Source organism: Staphylococcus sp. aM (assembly GCF_052975125.1).
The window spans coordinates 37,310-57,124 of sequence record NZ_CP121447.1; the positions used below are offsets into that span (position 1 = coordinate 37,310).

Sequence of the window (19,815 nt, forward strand, 5' to 3'; positions counted from 1 at the left end):
TATTAGCGTTAATTGTCCATTCTTAACCATTGTATTCAGGTTCTTGAAATTTTAATAAATCTGCATTTCCCACTTTATTTATAGCTGCAATAGCATAATCAAAAACGTTATCTCTAGTTACCTTTTGTTGATTCTTTGCAGCTTCGTGGGTTGTAGTTTGCGTTTTTTCTTGACTATTACTTGGACTTTCATTTGATTGATTCTCTTTATTAGAGGGTTCACTAATACTTCGAGAGTTACTTCCAATATTTTCTTTTTGCTTAGCCTGTAATTTATTTTTTGCAAATTCTACTTCTTGATATTTGTTGTAACCAAAAAAACCAATAGATGCTAATATACCAACGATTGCAATCATTGTAATTATACTTAATAATTTATTCATAGTTTAGTCACCTTTAAGTTTAATAAGTGCCGCCTTGGCCATTGGCACGTGCTTCTACTTGACCTCTTAAATAGTTGATATAATCTCCAGAGCCTTTAGCTTTGCTATCAACAGCTGCAGCTTCTTTTTCGCTCATTCCTTCTTTATATGCAGCTAAAAATTCATCATCAGACATGTTTTTAGCATCTTCTGCTGTATATTTTGATTGTCCCTTACCTTCACTAGAGGGAGTTGCACCTCCCGCAGCTGGTTGGAATTTCCCTGCTTCTGAAAATTTTTGTAAGGTAGGTGTCATTTCTTGTGTTGTAATAATCCCATCTCCATTTGTATCTGCTGCATCTATTTCGTTTGCTAATATTCGTGCTTCTTCACTGTTAATATTAAAAGCTTTTTCAAGTTGTTTCGCTTTTTCATTATTTACTTCATTTGTGACATTATCTTGTTGTATGTTTTCTGTTGATACTTGGTTTTGATTTTCATTTTCTGTATTTTTATTTTTATCGATTTTCTTATTCTTCTTATCCTCTAGCTTAGCTTCTTCTTTTTTAAGTTCTAAATCTTTGTAACTCCCATATGCAAATACAACAGCAACGCCCAATATTACAACTAATAAAATAACCCCTAAACTTGCGAAAACTTTCTTCACATAATCATCCCCATTCAATAATTAGTTTAAATTTATATTAATATATTTTGCCACGCTTTTCTATATAAATTTTAAAAATTAATATAGAAAAGATGTATTTATAAAAACAATTGTTTTGCTAGATAAATTTAGATTCATTTAATTTTTCAGATTGAAAAGTATGCTTAAATATATAGAATTAGTTTTGATATGACTATTCTAATGAAAACTCAAATCTTTATTAACTTGCGTGAAATACTTAGACATCAATAGAAACACTTGATAATTCGTATAAAGATGATTATGAAGAAGGTAGTTTTATTAAAAATATAGGTGATATGTATAAACGTATAATTGTTGTGTATAAATAATATAAAACAATCCCCTGTTAATTAAATGATTAACAGGGGATTGTTATGTGTTGAAATTGATTATGATTCTGTATGTTTTTCTCTTTGTGCTTCGAATTCATCTAGTAATTCGCGTGCTTCAGCGATGGATTGTGTATTCATTAATTGATGACGTAGTTGACTCGCACCTTTAATGCCACGTACGTAAATTTTAAAGAATCTACGTAAACTTTTGAATTGTCGGTCTTCATCTTTATCATATTTTTGGAATAATGATAGATGTAATCGTAATAGACCAAGTAGTTCTTCGCTAGTATGTTCACGTGGTTCTTTTTCAAAGGCAAATGGGTTGTGGAATATGCCTCTACCAATCATCACACCATCAATGCCATATTTTTCGGCAAGTTCAAGTCCAGTTTGTCTATCTGGAATATCGCCATTAATTGTTAATAAAGTATTTGGTGCTATCTCATCACGTAGTTGTTTAATCGCTTCAATTAATTCCCAATGCGCATCAACTTTACTCATTTCTTTACGTGTACGTAGATGGATCGATAAGTTCGCGATGTCTTGTTCGAAGACATGTTTTAACCAATCACGCCATTCATCTATTTCATAGAAACCAAGACGTGTTTTAACACTTACCGGTAGACCTCCCGCTTTCGTTGCTTGAATAATTTCAGCCGCCACTTCAGGTCTAAGAATAAGGCCAGATCCTTTACCTTTTTGAGCAACGTTTGCAACAGGACATCCCATATTTAAATCAATACCTTTAAATCCCATCTCCGCTAAACCAATACTCATTTCACGGAACTGTTCAGGTTGATCGCCCCAAATATGTGCTACCATAGGCTGTTCATCTTCACTAAAAGTTAAGCGACCACGCACACTGTGAATACCTTCAGGGTGACAAAAGCTTGCAGTATTAGTAAATTCAGTGAAAAACACATCAGGTCTCGCTGCTTCACTTACCACATGACGAAAGACAATATCCGTCACGTCCTCCATAGGTGCCAAAATAAAAAATGGCCGTGGCAATTCACTCCAAAAATTTTCCTTCATAATATATTTAAACCTTCTTCTTTATTAGTATCTCGCATTTTTACGCATAATGATATTACCACAAAGGGGGGAGATATACAAAGTGAAGTTGACTAATTGTAGAGTGTGAGAGGGGTGTATGATTTAATGATTGTACAAAAACCCCCTTCAAAATTGTTCGTTGTAGCAACTACTTTTATATACTATGAAAGATAGGCTCAGGTAAAACTGTGGATAATAATTTTGAAAGTCTATTAGTATATTTAATTTATTTGTTAAAATAGCGATAAGTATAAATTAAATATTTAAGGATGGGGTCATATGAAATATTTAGTTAAAGATACATTATCTTCATGGTTATTAATCGAATCTTTAAGTCCGGGAAAGGTAGATTATACGACAGAAGATACATTATCTGAAGAACATTTTAAGAATGGTAATAAGCAAACTCAGTTACAAACTTTCAATGAATATTTTGATATTTGGAATGAAGAACGTTTTGTTATATCAGATGAAAAGAGAAAAAGTGGGGAAATAATCTTTAAGTTCTATAGAAGCTGTTTTCGTTATAACGAAATTAATTTAAAGATTCAAGATATCTTTAATAGCCATTCTGAAATATATAACCCTAACTCAACACATTGTTATGGTTATACATTTAATACTGATGAGAATGGCTATGTTTTGATGGATAGTATACACATTCCAATGATTATGAGTGCTTTAAAGGAAATTGAAAAAGATAAAAATGCTGATATTGAAAAAAAGTTTGAGGATTCAGTAGAAAAATTTAAGCAAAAGGTAAATGAGATTTTAGCCGATGAACCTATCAATGAACGAAAACTTAATCAAATAGATAAAGTATATGATAAGTATTTTTCAGTTTTACATAGTGACAATAGTGGCTTGTTTCCTAATTATGTTGCAATTGAATTTATTGGAAAAGATGAATTACCAAAACCAGAATTTAACAGTTTCTTTATTACAGATATAGAAATGGCTAGAAAATCTCCTAATCAAACGTTAATTAAATATATAGAAGGCATAGATGAGCAACAACGGGTAGAAATTGATGAAAATAAAGAAGAAATTGAGAAATTTCTACATCCATCAAATCTTCCTGACGGACGTTGGCCTTCCCAAACTGAACATAGACTTTCACTAATGCAACAAGTTGCAGTTAATCAAATAACAAGTTGCAATCAACAAATTAATTCAGTTAATGGCCCTCCTGGAACTGGGAAGACTACACTATTAAAAGATATTTTTGCACATTTTGTAGTTGAACGTGGTAAAGAATTAGCTCAATTAAGCCACCCTAAACAAGCATTTAAACCAACTAAAATACATGAAACTGATGAGAAACCGGTATATTTACTTAAAGATTCGATTGCTCGATATAAAATGGTTGTTGCTTCAAGTAATAACGGAGCTGTTGAAAATATTTCTAAAGATTTACCTAAAATAGATGAAATAATTAGAAACCCAAAAGATTGTGCGTTTCCGGAGTATGAAACAGATTATGCAGAATTAATAGCAGAATTACAGGATTTTGCTAGTATAGCGAAAGATTTGATTGGTGAAGATGCGTGGGGATTATTCTCTGGTGTATTTGGAAAAAGTGAAAATATTAATGAAGTTTTAAATCACTTGTTAAAAAATGATCAAGATAATGTGGGACTTGCTAAGTTACTTCAAAATGAAAATAATCAATTAAGTAATGAAGATATCAAGAAAGAATGGAAATATCATAAGAAAGCATTTTTAGATGAATTAGAGAATGTGAAAAAATTAAAAGAGAAGTCTATTGAAGCATATAAGGTATACAAAAAATATGAAAAAGCTTTAACTGAAAATCAAAATTTAAATGTAAGAGAACAAAAATCAAGTGAAAAATTAGAGGAAATAGAAAATGAATTAGAGAAATATAAAGAAGAAATTAATCAGTTAAATAAACAAATGAACGATAAAGATAAACAGATTGATATAATAAATGAATATTTGCATACATCTGGACAACATAGCTTAATGAATAAGATAAAGTCAATGTTTAGTTCCGAAACTGATGAAAAGTACCAAAAATATTTAGAAGAGAAAAAGCAAATTTTAGAGCGAAAAATTGAATTTGAAAAAGATAAACAAGATAAAGAAAATGATATTGCTAACAAATCTAAAGAAAAGGATTATTTAAATAACGAATTAGCAAAAGTTTATAAACAACAAAAAAGTTATAATGAAGTTGTTCAAAGATATAATGAATTCTGTACTCAGACTAGTATTGATATGCCGACAAAAGATTTTTGGAATAATGGGAAAAAAATTTATGCTAAGAGACAGATGTCAAATTTATGGACAAGTGATGAATTACAGTATAGAAGAGCTATGCTTTTCGTAAGATCAATGATATTGCACAAGTTATTGTTGATTGCCAATTCTACGACCATATTTGCAAATTTAAATAACTTTAAAAATCGACGTAAATTAATAGATGCCAAGCCTGAAGTAGTATGTAACGCATGGAATGTAATACATTTAATATTCCCAATTGTTAGTACTACGTTCGCAAGTTTTAAGTCTATGTATCAAGGCATTCCAAAAGATTTTATTGATTACTTGTTTATTGATGAAGCAGGTCAAGCCGTTCCACAATCAGCGGTTGGAGCATTGTACCGTTCCAAAAACGTAGTGGCTGTTGGAGATCCAATACAAATCGAACCAGTAGTAACATTAGAAAGTCATCTTATTGATAACATTAGAAAAAGTTATAACATTCCAGAACGATTATTATCTAAAGTGTCTTCCGTTCAATCTGTAGCCGATTATGCTAATCAATACGGATTTTGGAAAGAAGATACTTCAGAAGAACAACAAAAAACATGGATAGGTATTCCTTTGTGGGTACATAGACGTTGTTTAAATCCAATGTTTACAATTGCAAATCAGATTGCTTATACTAACAAAATGGTATTACCAGAATACATGCAAAAGCCAGGTAAAGCAGGATGGTATCATGTTACTGGAAAAAGTATTAATAAACAATATGTAAAAGAGCAGGGTATTAAAGTAGTTGAATTACTAATTAATGACTGGAAAGAGGCGCTAAACAATAATGAAAATGAACCGAGTTCATTTGTAATATCGCCGTTTTCAGCTGTTCAACAACGAGTAAAAGCTTTAGCTAAGAAAGAATTACCTAAATGCTTAAATATAGAAAAAAGTAAAATTAATAAATGGATAGATAAGTCAATCGGAACTGTTCATACATTTCAAGGTAAAGAAGCACAGAAAGTATATTTTGTAGTAGGTACAGATAATACACAAGATGGGGCAGTAAATTGGTCATGCGAAAAACCTAATTTGCTTAACGTGGCGGTCACAAGAGCTAAAAAGGAATTCTACGTTATAGGAGACTTAAATAGAATCCACCTCAAACCATATTATGAAATTATATATAAAGAATTGAATGATATATATGAAGTTCACTAGTTATGCTAAAATGAATTGAATAATCTATTTACTATAAGTTAAATAGTGAAGGGTTCATTAAGGAGAAAAGATGAAGAAATTTACGCCTGAAAAGATAAGTGAACAGTTTTCGAAATTGTTGTTATTAGCGGTTAATATTTGTATTGGTCTCATTGCGATAACACTTGTTATATTTTTATTTACCGAATGTTTTGGTTTCTTTCAAAACTTATTTTTACAAGATAAAGACTTGAAATATAGCCAAGTGATTGAAGATTTATTGGTATCGTTCATGTATATTGAGTTTATTCTACTCATTATTCAATATTTCAAACACAATTATCATTTTTCGTTACAATACTTTATTTATATCGGTATTACAGCGATTGTCAGAATTATTATAGTAGAACATAGCGATGCTACTGAGACAATCTTGTTAGTCGCAAGTATATTTATACTAACGATTTCACTATACTGTTTACGAAAATTTACGATTGATTAAAATCAAATACTAAACTTTAAGAGGGAAGCATGTGTGAACGCACTGTTTCCTTTTTTAAGTTATAAAAGTAAATGTAATAACTATGACTTATCTTTAGTATTGTCTTTCGTATTTGGAACTAAACAATATAGTGTCAGTAATATTGTAAAAGCATAGCCGAAATATTGTCTGCCGCTATAGGGCATATCAGTGAACCCTATAATTATAAGCACGGTAATTAAATCTATAGCCATGAGGGCAAGATAAATACGCTTTCTTGTTTTTCGTTTCATACGCATCTTCCTTTTGTTTAAGGATAAAAATCATATCCTTAACGAATAATTACTATAACACCCAATATGATAAATAAAGAACATAATACAGGCTGGGACATAAATATATATTTCAAGTTACATTCATATTTAGGCAGTAGTTGACTGAAATGAAAATGTCCTTGTAGCAAGCTTTTTCATTTCTAGTCAACCTTGCCGAGGTGGGACATCGAAATAAATTTTAATAAAATATTATTTCTGTCCCACTCCCTTTATATCTAATCAATTTTAACGATTTAATCCGTATTCATAAGAAACATCAAGTTCATCTCGTAAAGTTTCTCCTTCATAGTCTAAATGGAAAAGCCCTCTTTCTTGTAAAATAGGAATAACCTTATCAACAAAGTCTTCTACACCATCATGAGTGCTATCTGGAACAATAGAAAATCCATCGGCAGCATCAGATAGATACCAGTCCTCTAGAAAATCTGCGATCATTTCTGGAGTACCAACAACTACAGGGTGATAATTGATCACACCATGTGCCAAGACATCTTTAATTGATAGTCCACTTTGTAACAATTCAAGTGCTCTATTTGAACGTGGATCCATTAAGGAAGGTCGAGCTTGACTGAGCAATGTTTCAGGTAATGGCTGATTGATATCTATAGTATTAATATTAAAAGATAACCCAACCATTTGTCCCAAATAAGCTACATGTTGTTCAGTTTCTTTAGGTGCAAAATCAAGTAGCATTCGTCTTCTATTTAGTGCCTCTTCTTTGGTCTTACCAATTGAAAACATAAATCCAGCGAACATTTTAATATCATTTGGATTACGACCATATGCTTCTGCACTTTCCCGTAATAATGTTCGTTGTAAAAGAGCTTCTTCTTTAGTAAATGGATTTGCGTATACACCTGATGCAAATCTACCCGCAAGTTCAATACCTTTTTCACCACCACCTGCTTGGAATATAGGAGGTTGATATTGAGGGGATGGAGGTATGGGTAGAGGACCTCTTGTTTGATAATATTGTCCATTATAATTTGCAAGATTTACTTCATTAGTATCTATAAATTGACCAGAAGTAGCATCAAGTTTATAAGCATTTTTACCAAAGCTTCCCCAAAGTGATTGAACAGCACTAATATGTTCATGCGCCATATCATATCTGACATTTCGACTTGGTAAGTGTTGACCGAAATTTAATGCAGTAGTGGGATTAGATGTGGTAACCGCATTCCAACCTGCTCGACCATTGCTCATGATATCTAATGTTTTTAAATGACGTGCTAAATTGTATGGTTCATTAAAAGTCGTCGAGTAAGTAGCTACTAAGCCAATGTGTTTCGTTTCTCTAGCGACAGCTGTTAAAAGTAAAAGTGGATCTAATGAATGCATAGGAGAATTTATGCTTATATCATTTGTAAGAGATGGTGTATCTGCTATGAATAAAGAATGTATCTTACCTCTTTCAGCAATTTTGGCTTTTTCAACATAATTATCTATATTCGTATAAGCATCCACAACGGCACCTGGCATACGCCATGATTTAAATTCTCCACCGTATCCAGAGACCATTTGCAGTACGATTTTCATTTTTCTATCTCTTGCATTTTTCATATAGACACGCTCCTTTTTGAGGTTTAGTTAATATGTTAATGAGTATATGTATGATAATATGTTTTGAAAAGAAGGCAATTTTAAAATACTAGGTATATTATTTCGTACCTTTGTAAAAGGATAAGATATAATGGCTAAAATATGTAAATATGGATTTGATGAATCCTTTATAAAAAATAAAAGCGACCTTTATCATTTAGGGTTTTCACAAAATTTACTTGAAGGTCGATGGAAACATTTTATTTTATGGTATTTATCAGATGAACCTCAACGATATAGTGATATTAAACGATTTTTATCAGGTATTTCTCAAGGGTCATTAACGAAACAGTTGCGCGAACTTGAATATGATGGACTTGTTCATAGAGAGGTCTATCCGGAAGTTCCTCCCAAAGTGGAATATTCACTTACTGAAATGGGTAAAGATATCATTCCAATTATTGAGTTGATGAAAGAATATGGTGCTAAATATGGCAATGATTAATTTAGATCATACAAATTTGTGTGATAGATAATAAAATGACGCGTTATTAAAACATTCGATAAGCTACAAAAGTACAATTTTTAGTACTAAGGCAATATTTATTTCCTACTTCTCTAACTTTTTTAGATGTATTAATATAATTTAAATCAAATCAAGTTAGAAAGGGCTATAAATATGCAAAATAGAGTAACTAGTATTTTGAATATAGAAAAACCGCTACTCCAAGGCGCGATGAATTCATTAACTAATCCAGAATTTATAAGTGCAGTAAGTGAAGCGGGAGGATTAGGTATTTTAGGACCTAATTCTGGTGAAGCGAGAAACACGCAATCAGCTATTGAAACGACTGAACGTATCCGAAAAGAAATTAAAAAGATAAAAGCATTAACAGATAAACCATTTGCATCAACGATTATGGTAAATGAAAATCTAACATTTACGGATTATATTATTGATATGCTGATAGAGGAGCAAATTCATGCAGTGTTAATTAACGGCCTGTTGGATGAGAATATATTTAATAAATTAATAGCCAATGATATTAAAATTATATTTCGACCTAATACGCCGACAACTGAAAATGCAATTGCAGCTGAAAAATTAGGAGCTGATGTTTTTGTGGCAACTGGTTTTGATGAAGGAGGGTCTGTACCAGAAAATATCATTGGTACTTTTTCAATAGTGCCAATGATTGTCGATGTAATTAATATCCCTGTAATTGCTGCAGGCGGTGTGAGTGACGTGAGAGGTGTTAGAGCAGCATTTAGTTTAGGAGCTGAAGGTGTATATGTAGGTAGTGCGTTGATTCCTACTGTAGAAAATCCAGCTGCTGAAAATGTGAAACAGTATATTGTAGATTCAGAGACAGAAGACTTAATATTGTTTAGAAATCTGCCAGCCTATTATCGCTCACTTCCAGGTAAATTAGCACGAGAACTTAAAGAAATGGACGAAAATGGAGCGACTAACGAAGCACTGGCAAAACATATGGGTGCAGGTAAAAATATGAGGTTAGGCATGGTTGAAGGAGATACAGAGAATGGGTATGTATCAGTAGGAACTGGCATAAGTTCTATTAAATCTATTCGAAGCGTTAAGGAAGTCATTGATGATATGATGCAGGATTTCAATTCAAACACCTAATCTAATTTAGTAGTTGAAAAATTTATTTAACATATTCGAAGAGCGTTGATACTCAACATATATTTTTTACTTATAGTCTATGTAATAGGTGCTTTCATATTGTAGTATGGGGCTTTTTAACAACATACATTATATAGCTCAAACAATCATATCAAATAACTGTTGCTATTCTAAAAAATCATGGTATTATAATCATAACTTAAAACACTTTCGTATAAATTCATACGTTTCTGTATGAGTTCGACGAGAGTGTTTTTTTATTAAAAGGTTCGTTGTCACGTACTTTAAAATAAAGAAAGAAACTATGAGGTATTTGAATTATGGGCGAAAAACAATGGATTACACCCAGATCATTTTTATTTAATATATTAAATGGATTAGCGATAGCAATCGTTGTAGGTATGCTTCCTAACGCGATTTTAGGAGATTTGAGTAAATACTTCAGTCAGTATAATGAGATATTTTCAAAAATAGCAGTTGTAGTTCAAGGCATTCAATATACGATTCCCATATTAACGGGTGTCTTAATTGCGATACAGTTTAATTTAACACAATTACAAACAGCTGTGGTTGGTGCAGCAACATTTGTCGGTTCTGGTGCAACGACAATTACAAATCACCAATGGGTCATTACAGGTATCGGAGATTTAATTAATACCATGATTACCGGAGCGATTGCAGTAGGTATTATTTTAATCATCGGAGATCGTGCAGGCAGTTTAAATATGATTATCTTACCCATCGTTGCCGGTGGTATTCCTGGTCTCTTAGGATTATTATTACTGCCTTATACCAAATTGATAACAGTGGGCATAGGTAGTGTTGTTAATAGCTTAACAAATACACAACCTATCATTATGACAATTCTAATTGCAGTGATATTCTCTATTCTTATTGTGTCACCGATATCTGCGATTGGTATTGGTATTGCCATTGGTATTTCAGGGCTCGCAGCAGGTTCAGCCGCTGTAGGTGTCTCTGCCAGTGCTATTATGCTAGCACTAGGGGCATGGCGTGTTAACAAAGTAGGTGTTCCTATTTCAGTGTTACTCGGTGCCGTTAAATTAATGATGCCGAATACCATTCGACATCCTATTATATTTTTACCAGTTACATGTACCGCTGCAGTATCAGGACTCGTAGGCGGGTTGCTTAATATTAAAGGTACACCTGATTCGGCTGGGTTTGGTTTAATCGGATTAGTAGGCCCAATTAAGTCATTAAACTTATTAGGTACTAGTATGGGTAGTGGCTTGCTACTGATTGCGATAACTTATGTCATCGTACCAATCATATCAGCTATCTTTTTCAATTATCTATTTGTGAAAATATTGAAACTCTATAAACCAGATGTATTTATTTTTAAATAACTTTATATAAGCCAAAGGCAATTTCTATGAATGAGATAGAAGTTGCCTTTTTTCTATATAAAATGACTATTTCAAATATATTTTAGGGTATAGTTTTATTAAGAAACAAATAATCATAAATAGTTTAAAATTTCAGTCTGATCAGAATATTATTAAGCATAGTTAATAAATTAATGATAGGAGAGATAGGATGGAAATTAATTTAGAGCACCCAGTGTATAAAGTTCAAGTTTCAATGAAATTACTTACATCTCAAGGCGTTCCCGGGACACTATATTTACTAAAAGACGTGATTTATTTTGAAGCAGATGGATTACTGAAAGGTTCAGAGATTAAAAACGAATTTCACTTTAATGAAATAAAGAGTTTGAAATTTGGTTTATCATTTAGTCCGTATAGAATAGTAATAACTGAAAACAATAATGAAAATTGGATATTTGATTACGTGTCACGTAAAGAAGGTAAAAAATTTGTAGAATTATATGAGGCTATCAAAGAAAGTAACGCATAGATAACGTGCAATAGTAAAAATGCCAATTCACCTTTAATAATAGGTGGATTGGCATTTGTTTTATATTATGACTTTCTACAACTCACACTATTGTACAGTCACTTTTTAATTTCTTTCAACATCGTTTTTATAACATATAGCAAAAGGTTTATATATCAACATGTGAACCTTTTTAATTTGTAAATAAAAAAGTTTGAATTATAAGAAATATTTATACATAACTTTAAAAAATATGTAGTAAGTTGTGACAAAATAAGTTAATATATTTTTATTAGAATTATATTTATAAAAAGGAGCGCAACTAAATGATTTGTCCATCATGTGCAAATGAAGTAGGTCAGAATGATAAATTTTGTCAACATTGTGGTACCAATTTAACTGTGGAAAAGCCCATTATGAAGGAAAACGTAGATACAAATAATAATTTAACATGTCCTAATTGTAATGAAAACGTCCAATCTAATGATAAATTCTGTATTAATTGTGGATTTAAATTAAATGAATCTATGCAATATTCATCTAATGAAACCTATAATCATAGTCATCAACATATTGAAAGAGAAGTTGCTAATAATACCAATATTACTGAGGAAGCTAAAAATCTATTCAATAATACGACAAAATCAATAGGTAGATTAGCTGGAAATGATGAAATTCTTAAATTAAATTTGAGAGATATGTTTTCCCAAGTGTTTAAGTTTCATTCAAAGCATGAATCAGATGATGTGTTTATAGCTGGTACACAAAGTACTACACCACATATTACAGAGGTTTCAGAAGAATGGGGAAAACCATGGGTATTTTCACGCGTATTCATATCACTATTAATTACTTTTATTGGCTTGTGGTTTTTAGCAAAAATGTTTGGTAATGAAAATAGTATTCCAGGTATGATATTTATTGGAGCACTAATCGTTCCTATTTCTGGAGTAATATTTTTCTTTGAATCCAATGCATTTCGTAATATTAGTTTTTTTGAAGTCTTGAAAATGTTCTTTGTTGGTGGGGTCTTTTCTTTAATAAGCACGCTTGTGCTATATCAATTTGTATCTTTTAGTGATGATCTTGAAATGTATGGAATTATGACAACGGGTGATGCATTTTTAATTGGATTAGTTGAGGAAATAGGCAAAGCTATTATAGTTGTTTTATTTATTAACTATCAAAGAACCAATAAAATTTTGAATGGTATATTAATAGGTGCTTCTATTGGTGCTGGTTTTGCTGTATTTGAAACGGCAGGATATATATTGAACCTTAGTTTCATGAGTGATCAAACAGTTGATCTTAATGTAATGATTGAAATTATCATTTTAAGAGGATGGTCTGCTTTAGGTGGTCATTTAGTATGGGCAGCGATTATTGGAGCAGCAGTGGTTATTGTGAAAAATACTAGTCAGTTTACTTGGTCTAATATCCTTGATAAACGATTTCTATTTTTCTTCTTTATCTCTGTTGTTTTACATTTTATTTGGGATGCACCAATCACATTCTTAGGAAGTTATAACTTAAAATTAATTATTTTAATAGTTATTGCATGGATTTTTATATTTATATTAATGAAATCTGGATTGACTCAAGTAAATGTATTGCAGAAAGAATATATTGAAAATAAAGAAAAACAATGAAAATTTATCAATGAATAGTATAGCTATTTTTTTTATAGAGAAATATAGCTAGTTCGGTGACATTTAAAGTTACACCATATGAAGGTACTGTAATAGTTTGCAACAATATGAATAGGGTTTTGGAAGAATTAAAATAAACGGGGGGAAACGATGAAAATATTTTTGTCTATCTTAGCATGTGTATGCTTAGTTATTATAATCTTGGCAACTGGTTTATGGGGATATTCTTCTTATAAAAATATCATAACTAAAGAGAAAGAAGTGCATAAAGCAGAACATAAAGAATCTAAAAAGAAAACAACTAAAGAAAGTAATAAACAAACACCTGAAGATACAATGCAAAATAATCAAAATACTGTTAATCAACCAGTAAGCCAACCTCAACAGCCTGTAACAAATACAGCAGATACTCAATCTAAAACAGAAAGAAAAATCGATGAAAAGGAAGAACATTCTGATGAAACGATGCCTGAAATAGAGGTTTATGACTATACGGATGATAACGGAGATGGTAAACCAGAAACGATTAATGGTAGTCCAGCTGGGGATGTTGGCCAAGGTGGTGTCCCAGGAGAAACCGTTCATTAGATAAAGCATTTAGATAGTTTCAAGATTAAAAGTAAATCATTAAATATATCTTTAAAATAGAATAATAACCCCTTCTATATTGGCTATTTGTTTAAATATAGAAGGGGTCTTAATTTTTATAAATGTTTATTGATCAGTCACTTTTTCGGTTCTTATAGCATCGTTTAATAGGTTATCCCAGAAGCCTTGGAATTGCTCGATTGAGATGCCGTTTTCATCTTTTTGCGTTCCGACAAAGTCGCCGTGGTCCCAATCGTGTTGGACAGGTGTGACTTGCCATACGCCTTTTTGAATTTGATCTGTAGCATCGACATATTTTTGATTAGATGGATGTTGTGCCGAAATTACTGATACTAGACCGTCATTTTCTCGCCAAGCTTTATCGTCTAATTTACCAATTACATTGGTTGTTGGTAAATACTTAATATTCATATGACTATTACGATGATGGATACCGTTGTTATCTGGGTCAGATGATTCGCCAGTATATGTTTTATAAACAATATTTGGGTTGAGTGACGTATGATTATTCAACTCTTGTGCACCTTCAGTTGTTAAATCATAGAATCCATTATCTTTTGTCTTCCATAAGTTACTATTTTCAACGCGTTTTACATAGTCTATATAAGTTTCATCAGGTCTCTGTTTTAATCCCCATTGAGTTAAACCAAGATCGGCACGAGAGAATTTATTACCTTGTGATTTCGCAAAATCATAAACAGCTTGTCTTACAATCGCTTCATTACCTAGTAAATCAGAGGCGTGTGTGCCGTTATGAGGTGACGCTAACGTAGTAATGGAAGAAATCATGTTATCTTGTCCACCTTTATATAATGGTGAAATCTCACCACCATGTTGCTTTTGATATTCGATTTCTTCAGGATTTCCATTACGTAACATTTCTTCTAATAAACGAACAGTTTGTCCACCCATACTATGGCCGATTAAATGAATTTTCTGGCCTGGTTTCCAATCTCTATAGGCCCCTGCATAAGACTTGCCATAACGTTCATGACCATATTTAGCTGCATGTGCCGCACCATAATCTACAGTGCCACCTTTGATATAGTAGTACAATTCAACCGCACGATCATAGTTACTACCTAATGCACTTACACTTGCTTCACTCACGTTATAACCTTTTGCACGTGCTTCTTGTGTGATGTTAAGACGTTCGCCACCCCAATAATTACTATCTCCTAAACCAGGTCCATTATCAGCTGTAAAACCATTAAATCCATGTACAAGTATAATAGGGTCATGATTTTTATATTGTTGTTGAGGCGCTACCTTATTCGTCTGATCTTTAGTAGGTTGAGTAGCCTGTGCTTTGGATTTGTTGTTATGTATGGCTACCGCATTTTTAGTTAATGTATTTAAACCATCTTTAGATTGATCATCGTTGTTATCTGTAGGTGTACTATCTTTAGTCGCTTGTTTATCTAGGTTATCTAAATTGATATGGCTCTCAGTCGATGTTGTGTGATCTTGTTTAGATGAATCTAGTGAATGAACTGGCACCTCTTGTGAAGCACTAGAATCTTTAGCTGTAATGTGTTGTGTTGTAGATAGTTGTTGTTCTGATGATGACTTTGAAGGTGTTACATTGACATCTTTATGTGTGTCAGTCTGCGGGACCTCTTGTGTACCTTGTTTCTCTATAGATGAATCTTCTTGTGATACATGTTTATCTTTTTGAGCATTATCCTCAACAGGTTCTTTAGAAGACTGTTCTTGTTTATCTGCTTTAGATGTTATATTTGACTTTGATGGTACAAGTTTTGAATCTTCATTAGGTTTAGATGTTTCATCAATATCTTGCTTTGAATTAGTAGGTTCTTGTTTGGTTGGAGTTGATTTGTCATTTGAAGCTGGTGCCTCATTTGAGTCGACTTCAAGAGATTGTTCTGAATTGTCTTGAGATGACGTTTGATCTGTATCATTTGTCTTTGTAGTTTCATGTGAAACGTCATTAGTTTTATCAATAATATGTTTAGAATTTTCGTTTGTTTGATTAGTTGATGTATCCTGCATTTTGTCAGTGTCTTGATTTGATGTTTGTGTCGAATTCGATTCAGGACGTTCAACATTCGTATTATTTGTATCAGAATCTTTCGCTTTTGTTGGTTCTGAAGGTTGTTGTTGTGTTTGATTAGAGTTAGATGATTCAGTTGTTTCTTTAACATTTTGTACAGTAGTTTGATCTTGTGATTCAGTTTCTGCTGCTTGTGCAGATTCCGCTCCGACAAATAACATAGATGCAACGATGATTGAAGATGCACCTACACTTAACTTACGAATACTATAAGAATTCTTTCTGTTTTTCATGTTATTAGCACCTCTATCTGTTAAATCTGGATTATGAGCAACATTTAATATGAAATGCCGACAGATTAACAACGTACTTCAGAAAATCCGACGACACCCCCATCATAAATTAAGATTATGAACGTAATATAAATTTCTCTTTACAACTTCTTAAAGTTCCATCAAACAAAGGTAGGGGTGAGTAACAATACGCTTTACTTATTGTACGGGTTTTTGTACAATTTATTAAAAGGAGGTACAGATTATGGCAATAGTATCGTACTCAATAGCTAGAAAAAATTTTAGAAGTTTAATAGATAAAGTTAACAATGATTCAGATGCGGTGACTATAACAACTAATGATAGCAATGCTGTACTGATTTCGGAGTCAGATTACAATGCGATGATGGAGACATTATACCTCCAACAATCCCCTGCTAATGCCCAACACTTGGCTAAATCTATAGAAGATGCTGAGCGTGGAAATACAATAGAGGTAGATTTAGAATCATATGAGTAGATTAAATATTTTATTTACACCTGATGCATTTGAAGATTATAAATATTGGCAAATTCATGATAAAAAATTATTAAAAAAGATTAACCAATTGATAAAATGTATAAATCGTAATGGCCCACTCGAAGGTGAAGGAAAACCTGAAGCTTTGAAAGGTAATTTTAAAGGATATTATAGTAGAAGAATCAATTTTGAACATAGGTTAGTTTATAAAGTACATGATTCAGAAATAATTATTGTTTCTTGTAAATATCATTATTTTAAATAATTTACTATGGTCTCTAAACAACAGATTGATGTATTTGAATTCAAGGGAGAGGGACAGAAATAATATTTTCTTAAAATTTATTTCGTTGTCCCACCCCGGCAAGGTTGACTAGAAATGAAAAAGCTTGGTACAAGCACATTTTCATTTCAGTCAACTACTGCCTAAATATGAATGTAACTTGAAATATATATTTATGTCCTAGACTGTTTTAATATAGATGTGTAATGATCCAATCTATTTCCCATACGAATTACATATTTCCTCATAAACCATGTTATGATAAAATATTTTAAAGCGCTTACATTTTCTAAAAATTAAACCGATTTGGTATTTAAGTATTTTGTAAACAAATGCAATATCGTCGTTTCATTATTTAAAGGGGGATGTTAATCATGCAAGGGGATAGTATGTGGTTAACGATTGTTGGTTTAGCAATTATTATTTCAATTGTAGGATTGCTAATTGCTAAGAAGATTAGTCCGGTTGTGGGTATGACATTGATTCCATGTATCGGTGCTTTAATTTTAGGCTATAGTGTTGCCGATTTGGTTAAGTTCTTTGATAAAGGGTTAGCGCAAGTGATGAACGTTGTCATTATGTTCATTTTTGCGATTATTTTCTTTGGTATTATGAACGATAGTGGTCTGTTTAAACCACTTGTGAAGCGGTTGTTACTGATGACACGTGGTAATGTAGTTGTCGTTTGTATTATGACGGCATTACTTGGAACGATTGCACAACTCGATGGCGCAGGTGCGGTGACATTTTTATTATGTATTCCTGCCTTATTACCATTATACAAAGCATTAAATATGAGTCGCTATTTACTCATTTTATTATTAGCGCTCAGTGCAGCAGTGATGAATATGGTGCCTTGGGGTGGTCCAATGGCGCGTGTCGCAACCGTTTTAAAAGCTAAAAGTGTCAATGAATTATGGTATGGTTTAATACCAATTCAAATAATTGGTTTTATTCTCGTTATGTTACTTGCAGTGTATTTAGGTTTTAGAGAAAAGAAACGTATTCAAAAAGGGATCGCAAAGGGAGAAATTGAACAAACTCAAGATATTGATATACATAAACTTGTTGCGCATTATGAACATGAACAAGATATTAAGTTTCCAGTAAGAGGTCGTGCCAGAGAGCATGGGTCTATTAAGTGGATTAATACATTGTTAACTTTATTAGTTATGGTTGCCATGTTAACGAATATCGCTCCGCCAGAATTCGCATTTATGATAGGTGTTTCTATTGCTTTAATCATTAACTATAAGAGTGTAGACGAACAAATGGATCGCTTAAAAGCACATGCACCTAATGCATTAATGATGGCTGTTGTCATTGTAGGAGCAGGGATGTTCTTAGGTATTCTCGATGAGACGGGTATGCTTAAAGCAATCTCTACAAGTTTCATTCATATTATTCCGCAACCAGTCGGACCGTATATTCACATTATTGTAGGTATCTTTGGTGTACCACTTGATTTATTAACAAGTACGGACGCCTACTATTTTGCATTGTTACCTATTGTTAAGCAAACAGCCGCTGAATTTGGCGTATCACAAGTGTCTACTGCTTATTCAATGGTGATTGGTAATATTATAGGTACTTTCGTAAGTCCATTTGCGCCAGCAGTATGGCTTGCACTTGGTTTAGCCGAAGCCAACATGGGCACATATATTAAATATGCCTTCTTCTGGGTATGGGGCTTTGCTATTGTATTGTTACTTATTGCAATGTTAATAGGTACAGTAGCCTTTTAACTACAGGGAAGTGTTAAGGCAGTCTAAAAAATAAGCGTAGTACAGAACATGATGGTTAAGTACTACGCTTGATTTATGCGATTATTGATATTTTATGAATAAAATGCGTCAAAGACTTGATCGATATCTTTAGCTGCGTCTTTGATAATATCTTCTTTAGGTAAAATGGATGTACCTTGTGCACGTGCAATGTAGAATTCATCAAAGCCCATAACTTCTTTGAACATTTCTCTTAAATAATGGTATGAAAATTCAAGTGGTGTATAACGATCTTCATTGGTATAAATACCACCACTTGCTTGTAATAGTAATGCTTTATAATCATCTGTCATTAGTCCAACTGAGCCATCGTCTGTATATTTAAATGTTTCTCTAGGAATCATAATATTATCGATGTAATCTTTTAAACGAGATGTGATATTGAAGTTGTGTAATGGTGTCAAAATCACAATACGATGATGTGCTTTAAATTGTTGTACTAAAAATGTAGATTTGTCAGCAACTTGTTGCTCTTCCTCAGATAATGGTGTACCCGCGCCAAGTTTATTCCACACGTTTAACAATTGTTCGCTATCAAGACGAGGTAATAAACCTTCATATAAGTTAAATTCTTCAATCTCTCCATTAGGAAATGCTTCATTATATTTTTCTAAAAACATAGCTTTCATTTGAGCAGTATAGGTACTGTCATTATTAAAATCAGGGTGTGCGTTAATAAGTAACGTCTTCATAGTTAAATACTCCTTTGTATGTAATATGACAAGTATACACGGTTACATCATAAATTCCTATTACTATTGATTCTCAAATACATTAAAAGTAATTAGCATCCTATTCACATTAAAAATAAACGACCATAACATTCACGTCGTTCAATTTCACACATTTTATTTCAACAAACACAAATATTTTCAACAGTTAGGAATAATTTAGCGTCTTTTAAGTAAAATGGTTTGCTAAGCTAACTAAAAATGATACAGTTTTTCGTGGACAA

The 19,815-nt window shown here is 32.3% G+C and carries 17 protein-coding genes; 11 read left to right on the forward strand and 6 right to left on the reverse strand.

Annotated features, from left to right (window positions below):
* Positions 1–22: 22 nt before the first annotated feature.
* The 3 genes from P7F85_RS00145 to P7F85_RS00155 all read right to left on the reverse strand — a co-directional run bounded on the left by P7F85_RS00145 (position 23) and on the right by P7F85_RS00155 (position 2,419).
* Positions 23–382, reverse strand: a complete 360-nt coding sequence (locus P7F85_RS00145; protein ID WP_002466418.1) for a hypothetical protein — start codon at positions 380–382, stop codon at positions 23–25.
* Between the two features lie 19 nt (positions 383–401).
* The gene (locus P7F85_RS00150; RefSeq protein ID WP_002466392.1) at positions 402–1,028 is read right to left on the reverse strand and encodes a hypothetical protein; all 627 of its coding nucleotides are present in this window, start codon (positions 1,026–1,028) and stop codon (positions 402–404) included.
* 410 nt (positions 1,029–1,438) lie between these two features.
* Positions 1,439–2,419: a tRNA dihydrouridine synthase gene (locus tag P7F85_RS00155; RefSeq protein WP_002466390.1), complete on the reverse strand. Its 981-nt coding sequence runs from the start codon at positions 2,417–2,419 to the stop codon at positions 1,439–1,441.
* A gap of 300 nt (positions 2,420–2,719) precedes the next feature.
* Between P7F85_RS00155 and P7F85_RS00160 the strand changes: the two genes are divergently transcribed.
* Both P7F85_RS00160 and P7F85_RS00165 read left to right on the forward strand, forming a co-directional pair.
* Entirely contained in the window at positions 2,720–5,884 is a 3,165-nt protein-coding gene (locus tag P7F85_RS00160; protein ID WP_002466399.1) for a DEAD/DEAH box helicase, read from the forward strand.
* A gap of 70 nt (positions 5,885–5,954) precedes the next feature.
* Positions 5,955–6,365: a phosphate-starvation-inducible protein PsiE gene (locus P7F85_RS00165; protein WP_002450195.1), complete on the forward strand. Its 411-nt coding sequence runs from the start codon at positions 5,955–5,957 to the stop codon at positions 6,363–6,365.
* 539 nt (positions 6,366–6,904) lie between these two features.
* On the opposite strand, the gene P7F85_RS00170 is transcribed toward P7F85_RS00165, so the two are convergent.
* Positions 6,905–8,242, reverse strand: a complete 1,338-nt coding sequence (locus tag P7F85_RS00170; protein ID WP_002466407.1) for an NtaA/DmoA family FMN-dependent monooxygenase — start codon at positions 8,240–8,242, stop codon at positions 6,905–6,907.
* A gap of 130 nt (positions 8,243–8,372) precedes the next feature.
* On the opposite strand from P7F85_RS00170, the gene P7F85_RS00175 reads away from it, so the two are divergent.
* From P7F85_RS00175 to P7F85_RS00200, 6 genes are all read left to right on the forward strand, one after another.
* Positions 8,373–8,726, forward strand: a complete 354-nt coding sequence (locus tag P7F85_RS00175; protein ID WP_002466412.1) for a winged helix-turn-helix transcriptional regulator — start codon at positions 8,373–8,375, stop codon at positions 8,724–8,726.
* A gap of 174 nt (positions 8,727–8,900) precedes the next feature.
* The gene (locus tag P7F85_RS00180) at positions 8,901–9,869 is read left to right on the forward strand and encodes an NAD(P)H-dependent flavin oxidoreductase (protein WP_270251687.1); all 969 of its coding nucleotides are present in this window, start codon (positions 8,901–8,903) and stop codon (positions 9,867–9,869) included.
* A gap of 320 nt (positions 9,870–10,189) precedes the next feature.
* Entirely contained in the window at positions 10,190–11,239 is a 1,050-nt protein-coding gene (locus tag P7F85_RS00185; protein WP_002466397.1) for a PTS sugar transporter subunit IIC, read from the forward strand.
* A 190-nt stretch (positions 11,240–11,429) separates the two neighbouring features.
* The gene (locus tag P7F85_RS00190; protein WP_002466391.1) at positions 11,430–11,750 is read left to right on the forward strand and encodes a hypothetical protein; all 321 of its coding nucleotides are present in this window, start codon (positions 11,430–11,432) and stop codon (positions 11,748–11,750) included.
* A 305-nt stretch (positions 11,751–12,055) separates the two neighbouring features.
* Complete coding sequence (locus P7F85_RS00195) at positions 12,056–13,378, forward strand: PrsW family glutamic-type intramembrane protease (RefSeq protein ID WP_002466404.1); 1,323 nt, start codon at positions 12,056–12,058, stop codon at positions 13,376–13,378.
* Positions 13,379–13,528: 150 nt separating this feature from the next.
* The gene (locus P7F85_RS00200; RefSeq protein ID WP_002466379.1) at positions 13,529–13,966 is read left to right on the forward strand and encodes a hypothetical protein; all 438 of its coding nucleotides are present in this window, start codon (positions 13,529–13,531) and stop codon (positions 13,964–13,966) included.
* 126 nt (positions 13,967–14,092) lie between these two features.
* Here P7F85_RS00200 and lip read toward each other — a convergent pair whose 3' ends face one another.
* Positions 14,093–16,294, reverse strand: a complete 2,202-nt coding sequence (gene lip, locus P7F85_RS00205; RefSeq protein WP_002466389.1) for a YSIRK-targeted triacylglycerol lipase — start codon at positions 16,292–16,294, stop codon at positions 14,093–14,095.
* Positions 16,295–16,538: 244 nt separating this feature from the next.
* Between lip and P7F85_RS00210 the strand changes: the two genes are divergently transcribed.
* From P7F85_RS00210 to P7F85_RS00220, 3 genes are all read left to right on the forward strand, one after another.
* Complete coding sequence (locus P7F85_RS00210; protein ID WP_002466398.1) at positions 16,539–16,793, forward strand: type II toxin-antitoxin system Phd/YefM family antitoxin; 255 nt, start codon at positions 16,539–16,541, stop codon at positions 16,791–16,793.
* The gene (locus P7F85_RS00215) at positions 16,786–17,058 is read left to right on the forward strand and encodes a Txe/YoeB family addiction module toxin (protein ID WP_002466416.1); all 273 of its coding nucleotides are present in this window, start codon (positions 16,786–16,788) and stop codon (positions 17,056–17,058) included. The genes P7F85_RS00210 and P7F85_RS00215 overlap by 8 nt, the downstream gene beginning before the upstream one ends.
* A 392-nt stretch (positions 17,059–17,450) precedes the next feature.
* Positions 17,451–18,821: a CitMHS family transporter gene (locus P7F85_RS00220; RefSeq protein WP_002450206.1), complete on the forward strand. Its 1,371-nt coding sequence runs from the start codon at positions 17,451–17,453 to the stop codon at positions 18,819–18,821.
* A 92-nt stretch (positions 18,822–18,913) separates the two neighbouring features.
* Here P7F85_RS00220 and P7F85_RS00225 read toward each other — a convergent pair whose 3' ends face one another.
* On the reverse strand, positions 18,914–19,552 hold the full coding sequence (locus tag P7F85_RS00225; protein WP_002466369.1) for an FMN-dependent NADH-azoreductase: 639 nt from the start codon (positions 19,550–19,552) through the stop codon (positions 18,914–18,916).
* Between the last annotated feature and the right edge of the window lie 263 nt (positions 19,553–19,815).